The sequence below is a fragment of the Xanthomonas sp. NCPPB 1128 genome, from assembly GCF_001043115.1.
Lineage (GTDB): Bacteria > Pseudomonadota > Gammaproteobacteria > Xanthomonadales > Xanthomonadaceae > Xanthomonas_A.
This window is the reverse complement of sequence record NZ_LFME01000012.1, coordinates 49,084-70,255: the sequence shown is the minus strand read 5'-3', so window position 1 is coordinate 70,255 and position 21,172 is coordinate 49,084. Positions and strand designations below refer to the sequence as shown.

The window sequence follows — 21,172 nt, the reverse complement described above, 5'->3', positions numbered from 1 at the left end:
TCCCCAATCCCGCGCGCGGAGCGCGCCGATGAACGCCTCCCTGCGCATCCTCGCCTGGCTGCTGGCGCTGGCCCTGGTCGCGCTGCCGATCGTGGCCGTGCTCAACGGTTGGGTCGGGGCCGAGCGCTGGCCGCTGAGCCGGCTGCAGGTCAGCGGCGACTTCAAGCGGGTCTCCGCCGAGCAGTTGCGCCAGGTGGTGCTGCCGTACGCGCGCCGCGGTTTCTTCGCGGTGCGCCTGCAGGATGCGCAGAACGCGATCGAGCGCCTGCCGTGGGTGGAGAGCGCGCGGGTGCGCAAGCGCTGGCCGGACGTGCTGGAAGTGCGCGTCGTCGAACACCGTCCGTTCGCGCGCTGGGGCGCGGATCGCATGCTGTCCGAGCAGGGCCGCATCTTCGCCCTGCCCAACGAACTGCGCGACGTGGCACTGCCGCACCTGGCCGGTCCGGACGCCAAGGCCGCCGACGTGGTCGCGCTGTACAACATCTCGCGCGCGCTGTTCGCCCCGGTCGGCCTGCCGGTGCAGGGCGTGGCCCTGGACGCGCGCGGCAGCTGGTCGCTGGCGCTGGGCAACGGCGTGCAGGTGGTGGTCGGCCGCGACGACGCGCGCGCCCGCCTGGAGCGCTTCGCCCGGGTGCTGCCGCAACTGCTGCAGCCGGGCCAGCCGCCGCTGGCGCGCGCCGATCTTCGCTACACCAACGGATTCACCGTGGCATGGGTACCCGAGAGCAAAGAGTCGAGTAAGGAGCCGGGCAAGGAGAAGAAACCCGCGGCGCCGGCCCAGCCCGCGCGCCACGCGGCACTGGCCGACCCTCCGACCCCGCGCACGCGCTCGCTCTTCTCCATTCCCCATTCCCCATTCTCTATTCCCGGCTCCAAGACATGAACCGCAAAGGCGACAAATCCCTCATCGTTGGACTGGACATCGGCACCTCCAAGGTCGTCGCGCTGGTCGGCGAATACTCGCCCGGCAACCCGATCGAGGTGATCGGCATCGGTTCGCACGAGTCGCGCGGGCTCAAGCGCGGCGTGGTGGTGGACATCGAATCCACCGTGCAGTCGATCCAGCGCGCGATCGAGGAAGCCGAGCTGATGGCCGGCTGCGAGATCCGTTCGGTGTACGCGTCGATCTCGGGCAACCACGTGCAGTGCAAGAACTCGCCGGGCATCGTGCCGATCCGCGATGGCGAGGTGACCTGGAACGATCTGGACCGCGTGCTGGAAGCGGCCAAGGCGGTGGCGATCCCGGCCGACCAGCGCATCCTCCACGCGATCCCACGCGAGTACGTGCTGGACGATTCGCAAGAAGGCATTCGCAACCCGGTCGGCATGACCGGCGTGCGCCTGGAGGTGCATGCGCACCTGGTGGTGTGCGCGCAGTCGGCCGCGGCCAACATCAGCAAGTGCGTGCAGCGCTGCGGCCTGCAGGTGGACGACCTGATCCTGTCCTCGCTGGCGTCCTCTGTGGCGGTGCTGACCGCCGACGAGCGCGAGCTGGGCGTGGTGCTGGTGGACATGGGCGCCGGCACCACCGACCTGGCGGTGTTCGTGCAGGGCGCGATCTGCCACACCGCGTCGCTGCCGATCGCCGGCGACCACGTCACCAACGACATCGCGCACATGCTGCGCACGCCGACCCCGGAAGCCGAGCAGATCAAGGTGCGCTACGCCTGCGCGCTGGCGCAGCTGGCCACCGCCGAGGAAAGCATCCAGGTGCCCAGCGTCGGCGACCGCCCGCCGCGGCGCATGCCGCGCCATTCGCTGGCGCAGGCGGTGCAGGGCCGCTACGAGGAAATCTTCGAGATGGTGCAGGCGGAACTGCGTCGCTCCGGCTTCGAGGAACTGGTGCGCGCCGGCATGGTGCTGACCGGCGGCGCGTCGAAGATGGAAGGCGTGGTCGAACTGGCCGAGGAAATGGTGCAGATGCCGGTGCGCGTGGGCATTCCCCAGCACGTCACCGGCCTGGGCGAAGTCGTCGGCAACCCGGTCCACGCCACCGGCGTGGGCCTGCTGCTGATGGGCAGCCAGATCGAACACCCGCGCCGCCCGTCGCTGCCGACCGGCCGCGCCGGCAGCTTGTTCAAGAAATTGAAGAACTGGTATCGCGGCGAATTTTGATGGAGCCGGGATTGGGGATTCGGCATTCGGGATTGGTGGGAGCAACAGCGGTAGGTAGAGAGAGTGGAGAGCGGTAGGTAGGTAGGCGATAGGTTTTTTTGCAGTGATTCCGCCGTGGAAAGGGTCACGGAACTGGGTAGTCGCTCTTGCGAATCCCCACTCCCGAATCCCGAATCCCGGCATCCAAACAACAACACTCGCCGGACGGAGAGGCAGGAAAAAAGGATCGGAGTTCTCCGAATCCCCAATCCCCAATCCCGAATCCCGGCTCAAAGAGGAAACGGACATGGCGCATTTCGAACTGATTGAAAAGATGGCACCCAATGCAGTGATCAAGGTCGTTGGCGTGGGCGGCGGCGGCGGCAACGCGGTCGCGCACATGGTCAGCAGCAGCGTGGACGGGGTGGAGTTCATCACCGCCAACACCGACTCGCAGGCGATCAAGAACTGCGGCGCCAAGCTGCAGCTGCAGCTCGGCACCAACGTCACCAAGGGCCTGGGCGCGGGCGCGAACCCGGAAGTCGGCCGCCAGGCCGCGCTGGAAGACCGCGAGCGCATCATGGACGCGCTGCAGGGCGCGGACATGGTGTTCATCACCGCCGGCATGGGCGGCGGCACCGGCACCGGCGCCGCGCCGGTGGTGGCGCAGCTGGCCAAGGAAATGGGCATCCTGACCGTGGCCGTGGTCACCAAGCCGTTCCCGTTCGAAGGCCGTCGCCGCATGCAGGTGGCGCTGAAGGGCATCGAGGAACTGAGCCAGCACTGCGACTCGCTGATCACCATCCCGAATGAAAAGCTGATCACCGTGCTCGGCCGCAACGCCACCATGATCCAGGCGTTCCGCGCCGCCAACGACGTGCTGCAGGGCGCGGTGCAGGGCATCGCCGACCTGATCGTGCGTCCGGGCCTGATCAACGTCGACTTCGCCGACGTGCGCACCGTGATGTCGGAAATGGGCCTGGCGATGATGGGCGCCGGCTCGGCCCGCGGCGACGACCGCGCGCAGGCCGCCGCCGAAGCGGCGATCCAGAACCCGCTGCTGGACGACGTCAACCTGGCCGGCGCCAACGGCATCCTGGTCAACATCACCGCCGGCCCTGACTTCACCATGGCCGAGTTCGACGAGATCGGCCGCACCATCGAGGGCTTCTCCTCCGAGGACGCCACCGTGGTGGTCGGCACCGTGCTGGATCCGGACATGCAGGACGAAGTGCGCGTGACCGTGGTCGCCACCGGCCTGAACCGCGCGGTGTCGCGCCAGTCGCAGCGTCCGGAGCAGCGCGCGCCGATCAAGCTGGTGCGCAACGCCACCACCGGCCAGCCGGAGTTCGGCGACTTCGAGCACGGCGGCGACGCCGTGTCCAAGGCGGTCGGCGGTGCGATGGGCCTGGGCCTGCGTCGTCCGAGCGGCGAGTCGATGAGCACCGCGGCGTCTGCCCCGGCGCCGGCCGCGGCCGACCTGCCGAGCGACTACCTGGATATTCCCGCGTTCCTGCGCCGTCAGGCCGACTGATGCCGTCCCTGGCGCAGCCGTCTGGCTTGCGGATGGGCCTGCCCGGCCATCCATGGCCGGGCGCGGGGCCGCTCGCGAAGCAGTGCTTCGCAAGCAAGCGGCCCGCCCTGCGCCGCCAGGCCGACTGAGGTCGATGCGTCATCGGCCGGCGTTCGCGCCGGCCCGCAACACCGCCGTCCAGGAGCGCCTCCCTGGCCGGCGCGCCGTGTCCCTTGCTGCCGGGTCCTCGCGACCCGGCAGGTTTTTGCGACCGCGACGCCGGCACGGGCCAGTGTTGCAGGCATGGGATGCTGTGACCGCTTTGTTAAAATTTGGCTAAACGCGTGATATTCTCGTTGTCTGTTCAGTTCCCGTGCGAACAGACGTTCCCAGACTGTCTGCCATGACCCAGCAACGCACCCTCAAGAACACGATCCGCGCCACCGGCGTGGGCCTGCACAGCGGCGACAAGGTCTACATGACCCTGCGCCCCGCACCGGCCGACCACGGCATCGTGTTCCGACGCGTGGACCTGGATCCGGCGGTGGACGTGCCGGCCGATGCCGAACTGGTCACCGAGACCACGCTGTGCACCGGCTTGAGCCGCGGCCAGGCCAAGATCCAGACCGTGGAGCACCTGATGTCGGCGATGGCCGGCCTCGGCGTGGACAACGCCATCGTCGAACTGTCCTCGGCCGAGTTGCCGATCATGGACGGCTCGGCCGGTCCGTTCGTGTTCCTGCTGCAGTCGGCGGGCATCGTCGAGCAGGACAAGGCCAAGCGCTTCATCCGCATCAAGCGCGAAGTGGAAGTGCGCGACGGCGACAAGATCGCCCGCTTCGTGCCCTACGACGGCGGCTACAAGCTCGGTTTCACCATCCAGTTCGACCACCCGATGATCCCGGCCAAGCAGTCGCGCCAGGAAATCGAGTTCTCGACGATGGCCTACATCAAGGAAATCTCCCGCGCGCGCACCTTCGGCTTCATGCGCGACCTGGAGTACATGCGCGAGCGCAATCTGGGCCTGGGCGGTTCGATGGACAACGCCATCGTGCTCGACGAGTTCCGCGTGCTCAACGACGACGGCCTGCGCTACGCCGACGAGTTCGTGCGCCACAAGATCCTCGATGCGATCGGCGACCTGTACCTGGCCGGCGGTGCCATCCTCGGTGCGTACGAGGGCTACAAGTCCGGCCATGCGCTGAACAACAAGCTGGTCCGCGCCCTGCTTGCCGAACAGGCGGCGTGGGAATGGGTCAGCTTCGAATCCGCCGCGCAGCAAGCGCCGGTGGCCTACGGGGCAGCCGCTTACGCCTGAACCCGTTCAACCCGGTGACGGCCGGGTGGGTATCACGGAATTGGCAATCGGCCGGTTCTTCTTCTCCCCTTAACGCCGATTTAACGAATCGGTAACGACCTGACGCCCGACGCCCGCTAGGATGCGTCGGTCGCGGCGTGCGTGTCTACGTACGTCGACGGCCACGGTCGGAGCCCGTGGTCGCATCAGGCGTCGCGGAGCCGACGTCCTGCAGGGAAGCCAGGGCCTCGCGCAATCCCTTGTGCGTGGCCGCAGAAACCGGAGCTGGCTTGCTTCTTGCCTGCTGCATTGGGGAATGCGCGGGTGCAGTCGCAGTCTTGACGGTCACTTTGGTGGCTTTCAGCCCGAGGGAACGGGCCGCAGCAAGGATGTCGGCCTCGGCCAGCCTGACCCGGGCGTGCCAGACCGGAGACTCAACGAGAAAAACGAGCTGTTCGCCGTTCACATTGGCCAACCGGCAACGGGAGGCCAGGTTCGGCGGCAGATGGGGGCGCAACTGCCGGTCCAGCGCGTCGAGCCACAGGGCGCGTCGCAACGGGTCGCCCGCCTTGTCCGCCAGTGCGGCGTCCAGCGCCGGCTGCGGCGTGGCGGTATGGCCTTCGCCGGACTTTCGCTTAGACATGAAAACTCATATGACGTTCAAGAAGATCGTAATCCGTTCCAGTGAAAAGGGGGTCAAGACGTTGCCGTGGCGATTGCGCGATTTCGCCGACCGCCGCCCCCTCGCCGCGCTCGGTTCCGTGCTCGGCCTCGGCATGGTACTCGGCATCGGCGTCAGTGCTGCAGCCGGGTGGGGTGGTTCGGCGCAGATGCGCGCCAAGCTCGAGCGGCAGGACCAGGAGCTGGCGCAGGTGCGCCGCGACGCGCAGACCCAGGTCAACGCCCTGGCGGCGCGGCTGGGCGAACTGCAGGCGCAGGCGACCCGGCTCAACGCGCTCGGCGATCGCCTGACCCGCATGGGCAAGCTGCAGGACGGCGAGTTCGATTTCGACCAGCCGGTCGGCGTCGGTGGTGGCGACGACGAACCCAGCCACGACATGCCCGCGCAGCAGCTCGGCAAGGAACTGGACGGGCTGCAGCAGCAGTTCGCCACCTCCGGCCAGCAGCTGTCGGTGCTGGAATCGCTGCTGTTCGACCACCAGCTGGACCAGAACGCGGTGCCCTCGCGGATGCCGATCCGCAACAGCTACATCACCTCGGCCTTCGGCGGCCGCGCCGATCCGTTCGGCCGCGGCACCGGCAACCACAAGGGCATCGACTTCCACGCCAACGTCGGCGACCCGGTGCTGGCGGTGGCCGACGGCGTGGTCAGCTACTCCGGCGTGCGCGGCGGCTACGGCAACGTGGTCGAGGTCGACCACGGCAATGGCTATGTCACCCGCTACGCGCACAATTCGCGGCTGTCGGTGAAGGTCGGCGACCTGGTGCGGGTCGGCCAGGAAGTGGCCAAGGCCGGCTCCACCGGGCGTTCCACCGGCGCCCACGTGCATTTCGAGGTGTGGAAGGACGGGGTGGTGGTGAACCCGGCCAAGTTCCTCGGCGATGGCGCCATTCCGGTGGGCCGCCGCGGCCGCGGCTGAGCCCGGCAGGGGCGGTGTGCCGGCGCTTGAATCGCCAGGCCCCGCCCCAAGCTACAATGTGCTTTGCCATCGACAGGGCGCCTTGCGCCCTGTTTCGTTTGCGGTCCGTCGATTCCCTGGGGATCGGACCGTCGAGGCGTTCCTTTCCAACCGGTTCCTTCAATGATCAACAGTCTGCTTACTCGCGTTTTCGGTAGCCGCAACGAGCGCCAACTGCGCCAGCTCCACCGTATCGTCGCCAAGATCAATGCGCTGGAGCCGGAGATGGAGCAGCTCTCCGACGCGCAGCTGCAGGCCAAGACCCCGGAACTGCGCGGGCGCATCGCCGGCGGCGAGACCCTGGACAAGGTGCTGCCGGAAGCGTTCGCGGTGTGCCGCGAGGCCAGCCGCCGCGTGCTGGGCATGCGCCACTACGACGTGCAGTTGATCGGCGGCATGGTCCTGCACCTGGGCAAGATCGCGGAAATGCGCACCGGCGAGGGCAAGACCCTGGTCGCGACGCTGCCGGTGTACCTCAACGCGCTGGAAGACAAGGGCGTGCACGTGGTCACCGTCAACGACTACCTGGCGCGCCGCGACGCCGCGCAGATGGGCAAGCTGTACAACTGGCTGGGCCTGAGCGTGGGCGTGGTGTACCCGGGCATGCCGCACAGCGACAAGCATGCCGCCTACGCCGCCGACATCACCTACGGCACCAACAACGAATTCGGCTTCGACTACCTGCGCGACAACATGGCGCTGTCCAAGGCCGACCGCTTCCAGCGCGGGCTCAACTACGCCATCGTCGACGAAGTCGACTCGATCCTGATCGACGAAGCGCGCACTCCGCTGATCATCTCCGGCCCGGCCGACGAATCGCCGGAGCTGTACATCCGCGTCAATCGCATCGTGCCGCAGCTGGTCAAGCAGGAGTCCGAAGAGGGCGAGGGCGACTTCTGGGTCGACGAGAAGGGCAAGCAGGTGCACCTGTCCGAAGCGGGCATGGAGCACGCCGAAGAGCTGCTGCGCGCCGCCGGCATCCTGACCGACGAGGAAGACCGCCTGTACGGCGCGCAGAACCTGAGCGTGGTCCACCACCTCAACGCGGCGCTGCGTGCGCACGCGATCTACCAGCGCGACGTCGACTACATCGTGCGCGACGGCGAGGTGGTGATCGTCGACGAGTTCACCGGCCGCACCCTGCCGGGCCGCCGCTGGTCCGACGGCCTGCACCAGGCGGTGGAAGCGAAGGAAGGCGTGCCGGTGCAGCGCGAGAACCAGACGCTGGCCAGCATCACCTTCCAGAACCTGTTCCGCATGTACAAGAAGCTGTCCGGCATGACCGGCACGGCCGATACCGAAGCCTACGAATTCCAGAGCATCTACGGCCTGGAAGTGGTGGTGATCCCGACCAACCGCCCGACCATCCGCAAGGACTGGCCGGACCAGGTGTTCCTCAACCGCCAGGGCAAGTTCAACGCAGTGCTGGCCGACATCGAGGACTGCGCCAAGCGCGGCCAGCCGGTGCTGGTCGGCACCACCTCGATCGAGACCTCGGAGATGCTGTCCGAGCACCTGCGCAAGGCGGGCGTGAAGCACGAAGTGCTCAACGCCAAGCAGCACGAGCGCGAAGCGCAGATCGTCGCCAACGCCGGCCAGCCGGGCGCGGTGACCATCGCCACCAACATGGCCGGCCGCGGTACCGACATCGTGCTCGGCGGCTCGCTGGAAGCGGAACTGCATGCGCTGGGCGAGGAGCCGGACGAGGCCACGCGCGCGCGCCTGAAGGCGGCCTGGCAGGAGCGCCACGACGCGGTCAAGGCCGCCGGCGGCCTGCACATCATCGGCACCGAGCGCCACGAGTCGCGGCGTATCGACAACCAGCTGCGTGGCCGTTCCGGCCGCCAGGGCGACCCGGGTTCCTCGCGGTTCTACCTGTCGCTGGAAGACAACCTGATGCGCATCTTCGCCTCCGACTGGGTGCAGAAGGCGATGCGCATGATGGGCATGAAGGAAGACGACGTCATCGAGGACAAGCTGGTCAGCCGGCAGATCGAGAAGGCGCAGCGCAAGGTCGAGGCGCACAACTTCGACATCCGCAAGAACCTGCTCGACTTCGACGACGTCAACAACGACCAGCGCAAGGTGATCTACGCCCAGCGCGACGAACTGCTGGACGCCGAGTCGGTCAAGGAGAACGTCGACGGCATCCGCGACGACGTGATCTACGACATCGTGTCGCGCTTCGTGCCGCCGAACTCGGTGGACGACCAGTGGGACCTGCCGGGCCTGGAAGCCACGCTGGCCAGCGAACTGGGCCTGTCGCTGTCGATCGGCGACCTGGTCAAGCGCCACGAGGAACTGGACGCGGACGGCATCGTCGAAAAGGTGCGCGAGGAAGTGGACCGCCATTTCCGCGAGAAGGAATCGGCGATCGGCGGCGAGACCATGCGTGCGCTGGAGAAGCACGTGATGCTCACCGTGCTCGACCAGAGCTGGAAGGAGCACCTGGCGCGCATGGACTACCTGCGCCAGGGCATCCACCTGCGCGGCTATGCGCAGAAGCAGCCCAAGCAGGAATACAAGAAGGAAGCCTTCGAGCTGTTCTCGGAGATGCTGGAGCACGCCAAGCGCGAAGTGGTGACCCTGCTGGCGCGGGTGCGCATCCGCAGCGAGGAGGAAGTGGCGGCGCTGGAGGCGCAGGAGCGCCAGCAGATGGAGGCGCAGCTGCGTCAGGCGCAGTTCCAGCACCAGGACGCCGGCGGCTACGGTGCCGACGAGGAAGCCGAGCAGGTGCAGCGCGGCGAGCTTGGAGCGCCGACCGTGGCACAGGTGACCCGCGAAGCGCCGAAGGTCGGCCGCAACGATCCGTGCCCCTGCGGCAGCGGCAAGAAGTACAAGCACTGCCACGGCCAGTTGAGCTGAGCCTGGCGTTGCGCGGAGCGCTGCGCAATCGCGCGGCGTCTCCGCAGTCGGCGTCGCACGCTGTGGGTGTCGGTGCGCCGGCCACCACATCCCCGCGTCCGTCGGTGCAGTCCCTTCGCTGAAGGCCGGCGACGGACGCAGGTGCGCGGATCGGTCACGCTTTTGCGAACAGCCCCGCCGTGTGCGGGGCGTTCCGTTTTTTGGGAGTGGCTTGGGGCGATGCGCTTGCCGACCTGGCGTACCGGGTGGGCGGCGCGTAGGGTGGCCGATGTCGCCACTGCCTCGTTAGTCCTGCCGTGGAGCCTGCGCCCAGTCTGGAACTCAAGGTGTTCGTGCCGGCGCAGGATCTCGCGCTGTCGGCGCGGTTCTATGCGGACGTAGGCTTCGTGCCCGAGCCGCTCGGCGACGGCCTGATCTGCTTCCGCCACGGCGACCGCTGCGCGTTCCTGCTGCAGGATTTCTACCACGCGGGCCTGGCGCAGAACCTCGTGCTGCACCTGTGGGTGGAGGACGCCGACGCCTGGTGGCGGCGGCTGCACGCGGCCGACCTGGCCGGCCGCTACGGCGCGCGCCTGGGCGCGCCGGAGGACCGGCCCTGGGGCATGCGCGATTTCACCCTGCACGACCCCGGTGGCGTGCTGTGGCGGATTGGCCACGGCTTGGCGGCGTGAGCCGTTGGCAGTTGCGCATGTCGCGGAGGTGACGTGACGCGCGCAATGCGCACGACGTCGCCACCCGCGGCTGACGTTACCCATCACGCCTCCGGATGTGGCCATGGTCGCGGCAGCGGCTCGTGCGTCGCATGCCGGGGCTTGGCGAGGAGCCTTTGCCCGCTCGACGCGCTGTCCGAGCCGGTTGTTGCGCGGTCTGGCGGCGTGTGCGGACGCCGATCGCCCCGCCGAGGGATGCGGATCGTCGCCGATGTGAACCCGGTTGATTGCGCTGGCGCTGCCGGAAACGGCAAGCTTGCGCCATGTCCGAACCGCTCAGATCCATCCATGTCGTCGCCGGCGTCATCACCGATGCGCGCGGCCGTATTCTGCTGACCCGCCGCACCGAGGGCCGCGACCTGGCCGGCCTGTGGGAATTCCCCGGCGGCAAGCGCGAACCCGGCGAGACCTCGGAGCAAGCGCTGGTGCGCGAACTGCAGGAGGAACTGGGCATCGAGGCGGTCGTCGGCGAGTGGCTGATGGAAGTGCCGCAGCGCTATCCGGACAAGCGCCTGCGCCTGGAAGTGCGCCAGGTGTCGGCGTGGAAGGGCACGCCGCGTGGCCGCGAGGGCCAGGCGCTGACCTGGGTGAGTGCCGACAAGCTGTGCCGCTACGCGATGCCGCCGGCCGACCAGCCAGTGGTGGCGATGCTGCGTCAGCCCGCGTGCTACCTGGTGACGCCGGAGCCGGTCGAGCCGGGTCCCTGGCTGGCGGCGCTGGAGCGCGCGCTGGATGCCGGCGTGCGCCGCGTGCAGTTGCGCGCGCGCAGCCTGCCGGCCGAGCAGTGGGCGCCGCTGGCGCGGGCCGCCGCTGCGCTGTGCGCGACGCGTGGCGCGCAGGTGCTGTTCAACCGCGACGTGGCGTTGGCGCAGGCACTGGGCGTGGGCGTGCACCTGGGCGCGGAGCAGTTGCCGCAGTGGCAGGCGCGCCCGTTGCCGGACGGGCAGGCCGTGGCGGCGTCCTGCCACAGCCTCGAAGAATTGCAGGCGGCGCAGCGCATCGGCTGCGATTTCGCGGTGGTCGGGCCGCTGGCGGCCACCGCCAGCCACCCCGGCGCCACGCCGTTGGGGTGGGAGGCGTTCGAGCGGCTGCGCGAGCAGGTCGCCCTGCCGATCTACCCGATCGGCGGCCTGGCGCCGACGCAAGTGGCCGAGGCGCGCCGCCACGGCGGCCAGGGCGTCGCCGCGATCCGCGGACTATGGCCGGCGGCGGTCGATCTGGCGTGAGTGGGGCGGCAGCAACCGCGTCCGTAGGAGTCAACTGTCATGCAGCCGCGACGCGCGAAGCGGTGTGCTTTTCGATGGCGCAATGCGTCGGGACTGAAGTCCCTCCCACAGTGATCCTCCGACGAGGCTGGCGCTGCACCTGTGGGAGCGGCTTCAGCCGCGACCACGGATCGCCGACAGGTCGCGGCTGAAGCCGCTCCTACGCGAGGGTGGGGGGCGTACAGGGAAGCCGCTGTTGCGATTCCCCAATCCCCATTCCCCAATCCCGGCCTTTCAAAAGCTGATCCAGAAACAGTCGTACTGCCGGCGCAGTCCCAGCACGGTGGACGCCGGGGTGATGCTGCCGCTCAGGGTCTGCTGGAGGCGCAGGCCGGTGGCGTGCCGGCGTGGTGGACCGTCGGTGCCGTCGCTGTCTGGCGTGCCCGGCATCGATGCTGCCGCAGTCGCGGCGGGCGCAGTGTCGGCGGCCTGTGCAGTGTCGTCGGGCAACACCGGCACGATCGCCACCAGCGGACGGCGCACGATCGCCTCCAGCCGGTCGAGCACGCGCTGCGCGCCGGCGTCGGAGACGCCGTTCCACCAGTACAGCGCAGACAGCCGGGTGACGTCACGCGTCTCGACCGCGGTGCGGATCTGCTGCGCCAGCACGCTGAGCCGGCGCACGCATTGCGGTGGTGCCAGGTCGGCGGCTCGGCCGCTCACATTGCCTGGCACGGCCGGTGGCGGCAGCCGATCGATCGCGCCGATGTCCTCGCAGCGGCGATCGCTGAACACGGTGGTGCCGTCGGGGCCGCTGCAGCGGTTCACCCGCTGCGCCGCGGCGGGCAGGGCGAACATGCACAGGCACAGGAGCAGCAGGATCGGCGGAAGGGCGCGCATCGGCGCAGGGTAGCCGCAGCCGGCGTGACCGCGGAGCGAATGGGTGGTGACGCGGGGATTGGTGATTGGGGATTCGGGATTGGCAACAGCGGCACGCGGCGCCGCTTTGGCGAATCCCGAATCCCGAATCCCGAGCGGCCGCGACCGCGGCCGCGAAGCTCAGCCGGCGTCGATGGCGCCGCGCAGGCGTGCCAGCACGCTGGTGGTCGGCTTGGCCAGGTTGAGCGTGTAGAAGTGCAGCCCGGGCGCGCCGCCGTCGATCAGGCGCTGGCACAGCGTGGCGACCACGTCGGCACCGAAGTCGCGGATGGCCTCTGCATCGTCGCCGTAGGCCTGCATGCGCTTGCCGATCCAGCGCGGGATTTCCGCGCCGCACTGCTCGGAGAAACGCCGCAGCTGGCTGAAGTTGGAGATCGGCATGATGCCGGGCACGATCGGGATCTGCACACCGAGCTTGCGCACCGCGTCGACGAAGTGGAAGTAGGCGTCGGCGTTGTAGAAGTACTGGGTGATGGCGGCATCGGCGCCGGCGTCGACCTTGGCCTTGAAGTGGCGCAGGTCGCTGAGCGCGTCGTTGGCCTGCGGATGCGTCTCCGGGTACGCGCCCACTTCCAGGTGGAAGGCGTCGCCGTGCTCGGCGCGGATGAAGGCGATCAGGTCGGCGGCGTAGCGCAGGTCGCCCGGGTGGCCCATGCCGGACGGCAGGTCCGCGCGCAGCGCGACCAGGCGGCGGCAGCCGATGGCGCGGTACAGCTTGAGCAGCTCGCGGATCTCCTCGCGGCTGCCGCCCACGCAGGACAGGTGCGGGGCGGCCTCGAAGCGGTGGTGCTGCTTGAGGTGGCGCACGGTCTCGGAGGTGTAGCTCAGGGTCGAGCCGCCGGCACCGAAGGTGCAGGACACGTACTCTGGCGCGTAGGCCTTCAGCCGCGCGGCGGTGCGGTCGAGCTGCGCGCGCTGTTCGTCGGTCTTGGGCGGATAGAACTCGAAGCTGATGGCGGTCATGGGCGCAGCGCGGCGGGCGGTGCGGTCAGTATATCTCTTCATCCGGATGGATGTGCAATATCCGATGGCCGCGCCGCAGTGGCCAGGCCGCTGCCGGCGCGCCTGAATCGGTGACGTGGCCCGAGCACGGCACGCCGGTGGGCGCGCCGTGCCCGGATACAGGCTCAGCGCTTCCACATCCGCGCCTGCCGCGGCGGCAGGCTGAAGGTGTAGTTGCCGCTGGAAATACGCACCACGCTGCCCGAGCCCAGCGCATCGGTGTAGTCCACGTTCCAGCGCAGCACGCTGCCGTTCATCGGCACCGCGGCGGTGACGGTGGTGCCGCACTTGTTGATGCCGACGATGCCCAGGTCGCCGCGGCGGAACAGCAGGTAGCAGGCACCGTGCGCCAGCACCTGCATGTCGCGGCCCTGCGCCGCGTTGTGGAAGCCGACCATGCGCTTGAGGTCGTCGCGCTGGTAGGCGTTGACCCAGCGGTTGTCGCCGCTCTCGTTGTTGTCCGAGTACACCATCGGCACGCCGCCGTCGCGGCCGAGCAGATAGGCGTAGGCCAGGGTCTCGTCGACCGGGTCCATGATCGCGTAGCGGAAGCCGGCGTTGTTGGGGATGTCATGGGTGATGGCGAAGGTCACCGCGCGCGCGCCCGGCAGCGCCTGGCCGTAGGCGCCCGGATCCACCAGCAGGTCCATGCTGCCGCCGTAGGCGAAGGCGTTGCGCACCGAATTGAACAGCGGGAAGTCGTAGGCCGCGTGCGGGGTGGCCTGCAGATACGGCGCCAGGAACTGGTCGTAGTCGGAATTGCCGCTGCCGCCGCCGGTGATCACTTCGCCGAACACCAGCACGCCGGAGCGCACCTGCGCATCGAGCACCTTGTTCAGATGATCGAAGGTCATGTGCTTGGCCGCGTCGATGCGGAAGCCGGTCACGCCCAGCGCCTTCAGCGCCAGCAGGTAGTTGCGCTGCTGCTGCACCACCCAGTCGTTGCCGACCAGATCCGGCAGGCCGGGATCGCTGCCGCCGCCGCAGATGCGGTAGGTGCGTACCTGGTAGGGATCGTTGTAGTTGGTGATGCACTGCGCCGGGCCGAAATCGTTGGCGCTGAGGAAATTCTGCGAGAGGTCGCCAAACAGCCGCAGCGACGCATAGCGCTGCGGATTGGCCGCGTACTGGCCGAGTATCGCGCTGCCCGGGTAGTTCAGGTCCGAGCGTGTGGCCGCTTCGTTGGCCATGTGGTTGAGCACCACGTCGGCATAGGTTTCCACGCCCACCGCCTTCAGCGCCTGCACCATGCTGGCGAAGGCGTCGGTGTCGCCGAGCGGGTTGTCGATCAGGCGCATGTCCTGCGGCTGGTAACGCGCCCACCAGGCGTCGCCCTGCGAGCGGTAGGCCGGCGCCACCAGCACCTTGCGGTAGCCGGCGGCGGCGATCTGCGCGGCACGCGCTTCGACGGTGGCGTAGGGCCAGTTGAAGGCATGCAGGATGACATCGGCCTGGGCGCTGGCGGTGACCAGGAGCAGCAGCAGGCCGACCAGCAGATTGCGCCAGCGGTGCAGGCGCAGCAGACGATTTGCAGCGGATGGGACGCGCATCGTGCGATCTCCTCGTTGCGTGGGCGCAGGCAGGGGCGCCTGCAGGACAGGGGCGTGACGTCGCCGCGGCGCTGGCGTGCGGCGGGAGGATGCTAAGCGCGCATCGCGGCGCAGCATGGGTGCGCTACATACGTATTCATGGCGACAGCGCACGAAAGCGGGATCGGCATCCGCTTCCATGCGCAGGCGCCGCAAACGCGGTGTTCGTGGCGCCGCGTATCGCCGCGGGCCCGCTTTGCTACAGTCGCCGCCCTCACCTGTCGACGTGGAGCCGCATCATGACCAGCGCAGCCTTCTATCCGATCGGAACCCCTGGCGTGCCCTGGGGCGCCGCCGAGAAGGCGGCCTGGCTGTCCGGGCAGCCGCGCCGGCGCAGCTACCAGGACGAGGTGGTGGCGGCCATCGAGCGCCTGCGCGGGCCGTGGGAGGTGGTCGAGTACGGCGAACTGGCATATGCAGGGGAGCGCTATCCGCTGCTGGCGCTGCGCAGTCAAGATTGGAACGATTCGCTGCCGTGCATGCTGGTCACCGGTGGCGTGCACGGCTACGAGACCAGCGGCGTGCACGGCGCCCTGCAGTTCGCGCAGCAGCATGCCGGGGACTACGCCGGCCGCGCCAACGTGCTGGTGGCGCCCTGCGTGAGCCCCTGGGCGTACGAGCGTATCCACCGCTGGAACGCCGATGCGCTGGATCCCAACCGTTCGTTCCGCGCCGATAGCCCGGCGCAGGAATCGGCTGCGCTGCTGCGCCTGATCGCGCCGTTGCGCGAGCAAGTGCGCATGCATATCGATCTGCACGAGACCACCGACAGCGACGAGTCCGAGTTCCGTCCGGCACTGGCCGCGCGCGATGGCGTCGACTACGCGCCGGGCGGCATTCCCGATGGGTTCTACCTGGTCGGCGACAGCGAGAACCCACAGCCGGCCTTCCAGCAGGCGGTGCTGGCCGCGGTGGCGCACGTCACCCATATCGCGCCGGCCGACGCCGCCGGCGAACTCATCGGCACGCCGCTGGCGGCGCCGGGGGTCATCAACTATCCGGTGAAGCGGCTGGGCCTGTGTGCGGGCATCACCGACGCGCGCTACACCACCACCACCGAGGTGTACCCGGACAGCGCCAGCGCCACGCCGGAGCAGTGCAATGCCGCGCAGGTGGCGGCGGTGTGCGCGGCGATCGACTACGCCCTGGCGCATCCGTAGTCGCAAGGTGGCTGCCTGATCTTGTAGGAGCGGCTTCAGCCGCGACGGCATTACCGGTAACGCTCATCGCGGCTGAAGCCGCTCCTACGGGGATTTCTCATGCTGCCGCTGATGCGCCAGAGGCGCATCGGGATCTGGCGCTACCGGTGCGCACCGACCATGCTGCGCGTTACGCTTGTCCGCCCTCGTTCGCCATGCACGCCATGTTCATCGTCCTCACGCCGTTCGCCCGCACCCGCCTGTTCCCACGCGACGGCCGCCGCAATGCGATCCAGGACTGCACGCCGGAGCAGTTCGAGCAGCATCTCAACACCCACGCGCCGCTGCAGGTGCTCGACGGCTACGCGCCGTTCTGCAAGTTGCACGTGCACCGCAACTGGACCTCGACGCGCTGCCTGACCGTGCCGATCACCGACGCCAACCGGCGCCTGCTGCGTTCCGGCTACGAGGCGCGCAGCCGCGAAGAGTTGCCGGTGCTGGTGCGCTGGTTCGAAGGCGTCGAGCCGCCGGTGGCCGCCTACGTGTTGCCGATCCTCTACAGCCGCGAACAGCTCGCGCACGAGGGCGCACCGATCGAGGCCGACTGGGGCGTGGTCGGTTGCCTGTACACCGCCGAGCCGCAGGAGATCCCGATGGCGCCGATCACCATGCTGCGCAATGCGCTGGGCGTGGAGGAGGGCGGCTCGGGCGTGCCGCTGGATCGCGACGCCTACCGGCGCAGCGTCGCGTTCTGGGAGCACAACGCCAACTGGCGGCCGTAAGCCCGGCTTGCGCTTTCATTGCCCATCTCGCCTGGAGATGCGCGCGACCGCGATACGTGCGTTGCGGGTTACAGGGCGGCAGCGTGTTCGCCCAACGCTTCGGCCATCCGTAGCACGGCGTCGCGCCGGTCCGCCGGCACGACGAGCAACGGATAGCTGTCGCTGTCGATGTCGAGGTGGAGCAGTGCCATGCTCTGCACTTGGAGGCAGCGCGCCGCCAGCGTCAGTGCCTCTTCGTTGCGCGTCTGCGACGCGGCCAGCGGCGACAGCACGTCTCGCATGCCCGCCAGGGGCCGCAGTTCGCCCAGCGCGTGGGCGAGGTCGGCGGCGTCCACTTTCCAATCCACCTCGGTGCACAAGCCCCGCGAGATCAACCCGTCGACCAGGGCCAGCCACGGACTGACCTGGTGCGGTTCCTCGATGCCACGCTCGAACAGCGGATCCTCGAACTGCTGCAGATAGCGTGACGGCGCCTCGATGGCGAGGGCAACGTCGTCGCGCAGGCCGTGGTCTTCCGGAGCAAGCGTGTCGCAGATGGACATCCAGGTGTCGCGTGCAGTGTGCATGGCCTCTCCTCGTGGATCCATTGTCGGTGCCCCTTTGCGTTGAAGGCAAGGCAGGCCTGCCCTGGCGAATGCGCCTGCGCCCTGGCTCCGTCGTCTGTCCGCATACCGCGCCGTACGTGGCCAATCCCATGCGGCTGGCCACATGACGCCGCGCAGATCGCATGCCGGAACGCTGCGCTGCACCGGTGCGCGCAGATGTTCACTGGTGCATGCATGCAGGAAGAAACCATGCGCTGTCGGCCGCTTTGTCCGCGAACACCTGTCCGTTCATCGGCCTGGCGCGGGATGACCATCAAGTTTGCGGACGGCGGGACGATAGCGAGGGAGTAAGCCGCCATGCAGCAGCCCTGGGACGCGATGTCCGGCGGCGCGTCGTGGCCCGTTGGGGAAGGCGTCTCGGGCAGGTCATTGGCAACGGACACGGCGCGCGTGCGCCGTGCGCTGTGGTGGCTTCGATGTGGCGTGTTCCCCGCACCCGTACTCTCCCCCTGCCAAGGAAGCCGTCATGTCCACTCCGTCGCCGCATCGCCGTCGCGGCAGCGTCGCCAAACGCCTGATGCTGGGTACCGGCCTGCTCGCGCTGGCCTGCTTCGGCCTGACCGCGATGATCATCTACTGGCGCAGCAGCGATGCGTTGCTGTCGACCTCGCGCACCAGCATCGAGAACCTGGGGCAACTGGAGGCGCAGCGCGTGTCGCGCGAGATCGGCGTGGCCTTCGACGCCAGCGAGGCGCTGGCCAACAGCTTCCGTGTGCAGCATGGTGCCGGTGGCCTGTCGCGCGCCATCGCCACGGCGGTGTTGCGCAGCCAGCTCGATGCGCATCCGCAGTGGCTGGGCATCAGCACCATGTGGGAGCCGGACGCGTTCGACGGCAACGACAAGGGTTTCGTCGGTGCCGAGGGCCACGACGCCAGCGGCCGCTACATGACCTGGTGGTCGCGGCAGAACGGCAAGCTGGTGCGTGAGGCCCTGCGCGACTACGAGAAGCCAGGCGACGGCGACTGGTACCTGCTGGCGCGCAACACGCACAAGCCGGTGGTGATCGAGCCGTACTACTACCCGGTGGCCGGCAAGGACACGTTGATGACGACGCTGGCCACGCCGATCCTGGAGAACGGCCGCTTCCTGGGCGTGGTCACCGTCGACTTCACCCTCGACACCCTGCAGCAGCGTATCGCCGCGCTGCGGCCGATGGGCGAGGGCCACGCCAGCCTGCTGTCGCCGTTGGGCATGGTGATGGCCAGCCGCGATCCGCAGCAGGTCGGCAAGACCCGCAACGATGCCTGGTCCAAGGACATGCTCGCGCGTGTGGCCAAGGGCCAGGTGGTGTTCGACCATCGCCGCGCCGACGGCGAGGATGCGTTGAACGTGTTCGTGCCGTTGAAGATCGGCGATGCGCCGCAGGCGTTCGCGCTGGGCATCTCGGTGCCGTATGCGTTGGTCATGGCCAAGGCGCGTGCGCTGTTGTGGACCATCGCCGCGGTCGGGCTGCTTTCGGCGCTGGTGCTGAGCGGCGCGCTGTACCTGCTGCTGCGCCGGCAGGTACTCGACCCGCTGGCCGAGGCCGTGCGCGTGTCTTCGGCGGTCGCCGCCGGGCGCCTGGACAGCCAGGTTCGCCATCGGCGCGACGACGAACTGGGCCAGTTGCTGGATGCGATGGGCAGCATGCAGACGCAGTTGCAGGCGGTGATGCAGGCGCAGGCGGAGATGGCGCAGCGCCACGACGCCGGCGAGATGAGTTATCGGATGGACGCCGAGCGCTTCCCCGGCGAGTACGGGCGCATGGTCCACGGCACCAACGCGCTGGTCGCAGCGCACGTGGACGTGCAGCGGCGCCTGGTCGAGGTGATGTCGCAGTACGCGATCGGCAACATGCAGGTGGACATGGAACCGCTGCCGGGCGAGAAGGCGGCGATCACCGAAGCGATGCGCACCACCAAGCGCAGCCTGCAGGCGATCAACCAGGCCATCACCGAACTGGCGCAGGCCGCGGCCTCCGGCGATTTTTCCCGGCGCGGCGACGCCGCGCGCTTCCAGCACGACTTCCGCGGCATGGTGGTCGGGCTGAACCGCCTGATGGAGCTGACCGAAGGCAACCTGTCGGCCTTGTCGGCGTTGTTGCGGGCGGTGGCGCAGGGCGACCTCACCGCGCGCATGCACGGCGAGTTCCATGGCGTGTTCGCGCAGATGCGCGACGACGCCAACGCCACCGTGGAGCAGCTGACCGGCATCGTCGGCCGCATCCAGCAGGCCACCACCGCGATCAATACCGCCGCCGGCGAGATCGCCGCCGGCAACGACGACCTGTCGCGGCGCACCGAGCAACAGGCGGCCAACCTGGAAGAGACCGCGGCCTCGATGGAAGAACTGACCTCCACGGTGAAGCAGAACGCCGAGCATGCGCACCAGGCCAACCGCCTGGCGCAGGACACCGCCGGCGTGGCCTCGCGCGGCGGCGCGGTGGTCGAGCAGGTGGTGGAGACCATGTCCGGCATCGCCGGTGCCTCGAAGAAGATGGCCGAGATTATCGGCGTGATCGACGGCATCGCCTTCCAGACCAATATCCTGGCGCTCAACGCCGCGGTGGAGGCGGCGCGCGCCGGCGAGCAGGGCCGGGGCTTCGCGGTGGTGGCGAGCGAGGTGCGTGCGCTGGCGCAGCGCTCGGCGACCGCGGCGCACGAGATCAAGGGCCTGATCGACGCCTCGGTCGGCCAGATCGACAACGGCACGGCGCTGGTCAACGGCGCCGGCGACACCATGCGCGAGGTGGTGGCCAGCGTGCGGCGGGTCACCGACATCATGAGCGAGATCGCCGCCGCCTCGCAGGAGCAGAGCGCCGGCATCGAACAGGTCGGCAAGACCATCGTGCAGATGGACGAAGTCACCCAGCAGAATGCCGCGCTGGTCGAGGAGGCCACCGCGGCGGCGCGGGCGATGGAGGATCAGGCCGAGGAACTGCAGCGCGCGGTGGCGCTGTTCAAGCTCGCGGCACCTTCGTCGGGCGGCCTGGCCACGGCGGGCCGGGCGCGGCTGGAGCTGGTGTCGTGAGGGCCGTGCGCGCTGTTGCGCTGCTGCTGTCGCTGGGCGTCGCCGCGCCGGCCTGCGCCGGAACCGCCAGCGCCAATCTGGCGGCGACCTCGAACTACGTCTCGCGCGGATTCGAGCAGAGCTGGGGCCGTCCGGTGCTGCAGGGTGGGCTGGACGTGGCCGCGGACAGCGGCTGGTTCGCCGGCACCTGGGCCTCGGGGGTGAGTCCGTACTTCATCGAAGGCGGACACGTGGAGTGGGACGTGTACGCCGGCTATGCAGCCAGCCGTGGCGACTGGGGTTGGCGTGCCGGCGTCTACCACTACGCCTATCCCGGCGCGCGCATGAGCGCCAGCGGCACCCGCTACGACTACGGCGAGGCGATCATCGCCGGGCATTGGCGCACGCTGGAGCTGTCCTACGCCAGTACCTGGACACGTGACTACTTCGGCTACAACAGCGCCACGCTGGGCGTCGGCCAGGGCCAGCACTCGCGCGGCTCTGGCTATCTGGCGCTGGACGCCACGCTGCCGCTGGTGTCGGACTGGCAGGCGAGCCTGCATGCCGGCCATCAGCACGTGCGCAACTTCGCCGACTACGGCTGGACCGACGCACGCGTCGGCCTGAACCGCACCTGGCGTGGCACCGAGTTCGGGCTGACCTATTCGCGGGCCTGGAACAGCGCCGGAGTCTATCGCCGCTACACCACTGGCGTGCCGGATGGCGACGGCCGTGTGCATGTCACCAATCCAATCGACGGCGCCTGGTCGTTCACCATCAAGCGCAATTTCTCGTTTTAGCCG

At 68.9% G+C, this 21,172-nt stretch carries 16 protein-coding genes and 1 pseudogene; 12 read left to right on the top strand and 5 right to left on the bottom strand.

The window, feature by feature from the left end; all coding sequences use genetic code 11:
- Positions 1-28: 28 nt before the first annotated feature.
- The 4 genes and pseudogenes from ACP93_RS09850 to lpxC all read left to right on the top strand — a co-directional run.
- Positions 29-706 (top strand): annotated as a pseudogene (locus ACP93_RS09850) (cell division protein FtsQ/DivIB); the annotation flags it as partial.
- Between the two features lie 173 nt (positions 707-879).
- The gene (gene ftsA / locus ACP93_RS09845; RefSeq protein ID WP_010340121.1) at positions 880-2,115 is read left to right on the top strand and encodes a cell division protein FtsA; all 1,236 of its coding nucleotides are present in this window, start codon (positions 880-882) and stop codon (positions 2,113-2,115) included.
- 286 nt (positions 2,116-2,401) lie between these two features.
- Positions 2,402-3,628: a cell division protein FtsZ gene (gene ftsZ, locus ACP93_RS09840; protein WP_048490513.1), complete on the top strand. Its 1,227-nt coding sequence runs from the start codon at positions 2,402-2,404 to the stop codon at positions 3,626-3,628.
- 382 nt (positions 3,629-4,010) lie between these two features.
- Positions 4,011-4,925, top strand: coding sequence for a UDP-3-O-acyl-N-acetylglucosamine deacetylase (gene lpxC, locus ACP93_RS09835; protein WP_010340119.1), 915 nt, complete (start codon positions 4,011-4,013; stop codon positions 4,923-4,925).
- A 145-nt stretch (positions 4,926-5,070) separates the two neighbouring features.
- Here lpxC and ACP93_RS09830 read toward each other — a convergent pair whose 3' ends face one another.
- On the bottom strand, positions 5,071-5,547 hold the full coding sequence (locus ACP93_RS09830) for a DciA family protein (RefSeq protein WP_048490512.1): 477 nt from the start codon (positions 5,545-5,547) through the stop codon (positions 5,071-5,073).
- 10 nt (positions 5,548-5,557) lie between these two features.
- On the opposite strand from ACP93_RS09830, the gene ACP93_RS09825 reads away from it, so the two are divergent.
- The 4 genes from ACP93_RS09825 to ACP93_RS09810 all read left to right on the top strand — a co-directional run bounded on the left by ACP93_RS09825 (position 5,558) and on the right by ACP93_RS09810 (position 11,345).
- Positions 5,558-6,505, top strand: a complete 948-nt coding sequence (locus ACP93_RS09825) for a peptidoglycan DD-metalloendopeptidase family protein (RefSeq protein WP_048490511.1) — start codon at positions 5,558-5,560, stop codon at positions 6,503-6,505.
- Positions 6,506-6,667: 162 nt separating this feature from the next.
- A complete protein-coding gene (gene secA / locus ACP93_RS09820) occupies positions 6,668-9,409 on the top strand; it encodes a preprotein translocase subunit SecA (protein WP_048490510.1) in 2,742 nt (913 codons plus the stop codon).
- A 296-nt stretch (positions 9,410-9,705) separates the two neighbouring features.
- Complete coding sequence (locus ACP93_RS09815; protein ID WP_048490509.1) at positions 9,706-10,080, top strand: VOC family protein; 375 nt, start codon at positions 9,706-9,708, stop codon at positions 10,078-10,080.
- A 302-nt stretch (positions 10,081-10,382) separates the two neighbouring features.
- Positions 10,383-11,345 (top strand): Nudix family hydrolase, encoded by a 963-nt coding sequence (locus ACP93_RS09810; RefSeq protein ID WP_048490508.1) that lies wholly within the window; start codon positions 10,383-10,385, stop codon positions 11,343-11,345.
- A gap of 273 nt (positions 11,346-11,618) precedes the next feature.
- On the opposite strand, the gene ACP93_RS09805 is transcribed toward ACP93_RS09810, so the two are convergent.
- The 3 genes from ACP93_RS09805 to ACP93_RS09795 form a co-directional block, all read right to left on the bottom strand.
- Positions 11,619-12,224, bottom strand: a complete 606-nt coding sequence (locus ACP93_RS09805) for a DUF4124 domain-containing protein (protein ID WP_048490507.1) — start codon at positions 12,222-12,224, stop codon at positions 11,619-11,621.
- A 159-nt stretch (positions 12,225-12,383) separates the two neighbouring features.
- Positions 12,384-13,226: a methylenetetrahydrofolate reductase [NAD(P)H] gene (gene metF, locus ACP93_RS09800; RefSeq protein WP_048490506.1), complete on the bottom strand. Its 843-nt coding sequence runs from the start codon at positions 13,224-13,226 to the stop codon at positions 12,384-12,386.
- Between the two features lie 164 nt (positions 13,227-13,390).
- Positions 13,391-14,761: an alpha-amylase family protein gene (locus ACP93_RS09795; protein ID WP_204243667.1), complete on the bottom strand. Its 1,371-nt coding sequence runs from the start codon at positions 14,759-14,761 to the stop codon at positions 13,391-13,393.
- Positions 14,762-15,093: 332 nt separating this feature from the next.
- Here ACP93_RS09795 and ACP93_RS09790 point away from each other — a divergent pair, with 332 nt between their 5' ends.
- Together ACP93_RS09790 and ACP93_RS09785 are read left to right on the top strand one after the other, a co-directional pair.
- On the top strand, positions 15,094-16,014 hold the full coding sequence (locus ACP93_RS09790; protein WP_048490504.1) for a M14 family metallopeptidase: 921 nt from the start codon (positions 15,094-15,096) through the stop codon (positions 16,012-16,014).
- Positions 16,015-16,217: 203 nt separating this feature from the next.
- The gene (locus tag ACP93_RS09785; protein ID WP_048490550.1) at positions 16,218-16,775 is read left to right on the top strand and encodes a DUF3228 family protein; all 558 of its coding nucleotides are present in this window, start codon (positions 16,218-16,220) and stop codon (positions 16,773-16,775) included.
- Between the two features lie 68 nt (positions 16,776-16,843).
- On the opposite strand, the gene ACP93_RS09780 is transcribed toward ACP93_RS09785, so the two are convergent.
- On the bottom strand, positions 16,844-17,341 hold the full coding sequence (locus tag ACP93_RS09780) for a DUF6630 family protein (RefSeq protein ID WP_048490503.1): 498 nt from the start codon (positions 17,339-17,341) through the stop codon (positions 16,844-16,846).
- 505 nt (positions 17,342-17,846) lie between these two features.
- On the opposite strand from ACP93_RS09780, the gene ACP93_RS22475 reads away from it, so the two are divergent.
- Together ACP93_RS22475 and ACP93_RS09770 are read left to right on the top strand one after the other, a co-directional pair.
- A complete protein-coding gene (locus ACP93_RS22475) occupies positions 17,847-20,390 on the top strand; it encodes a methyl-accepting chemotaxis protein (protein WP_048490502.1) in 2,544 nt (847 codons plus the stop codon).
- Positions 20,387-21,169, top strand: coding sequence for a TorF family putative porin (locus ACP93_RS09770; protein ID WP_048490501.1), 783 nt, complete (start codon positions 20,387-20,389; stop codon positions 21,167-21,169). The genes ACP93_RS22475 and ACP93_RS09770 overlap by 4 nt, the downstream gene beginning before the upstream one ends.
- Positions 21,170-21,172: the final 3 nt, after the last annotated feature.

Coding starts and splice junctions, on each gene's coding strand:
- ACP93_RS09785 (WP_048490550.1), top strand. CDS start 16,218: ATGTTCATCGTCCTCACGCCGTTCGCCCGCACCCGCCTGTTCCCACGC.
- lpxC (WP_010340119.1), top strand. CDS start 4,011: ATGACCCAGCAACGCACCCTCAAGAACACGATCCGCGCCACCGGCGTG.
- ACP93_RS09825 (WP_048490511.1), top strand. CDS start 5,558: ATGACGTTCAAGAAGATCGTAATCCGTTCCAGTGAAAAGGGGGTCAAG.
- ACP93_RS09790 (WP_048490504.1), top strand. CDS start 15,094: ATGACCAGCGCAGCCTTCTATCCGATCGGAACCCCTGGCGTGCCCTGG.
- ACP93_RS09830 (WP_048490512.1), bottom strand. CDS start 5,547: ATGTCTAAGCGAAAGTCCGGCGAAGGCCATACCGCCACGCCGCAGCCG.
- secA (WP_048490510.1), top strand. CDS start 6,668: ATGATCAACAGTCTGCTTACTCGCGTTTTCGGTAGCCGCAACGAGCGC.
- ACP93_RS22475 (WP_048490502.1), top strand. CDS start 17,847: ATGTCCACTCCGTCGCCGCATCGCCGTCGCGGCAGCGTCGCCAAACGC.
- metF (WP_048490506.1), bottom strand. CDS start 13,226: ATGACCGCCATCAGCTTCGAGTTCTATCCGCCCAAGACCGACGAACAG.
- ftsA (WP_010340121.1), top strand. CDS start 880: ATGAACCGCAAAGGCGACAAATCCCTCATCGTTGGACTGGACATCGGC.
- ftsZ (WP_048490513.1), top strand. CDS start 2,402: ATGGCGCATTTCGAACTGATTGAAAAGATGGCACCCAATGCAGTGATC.
- ACP93_RS09810 (WP_048490508.1), top strand. CDS start 10,383: ATGTCCGAACCGCTCAGATCCATCCATGTCGTCGCCGGCGTCATCACC.
- ACP93_RS09780 (WP_048490503.1), bottom strand. CDS start 17,341: ATGCACACTGCACGCGACACCTGGATGTCCATCTGCGACACGCTTGCT.
- ACP93_RS09805 (WP_048490507.1), bottom strand. CDS start 12,224: ATGCGCGCCCTTCCGCCGATCCTGCTGCTCCTGTGCCTGTGCATGTTC.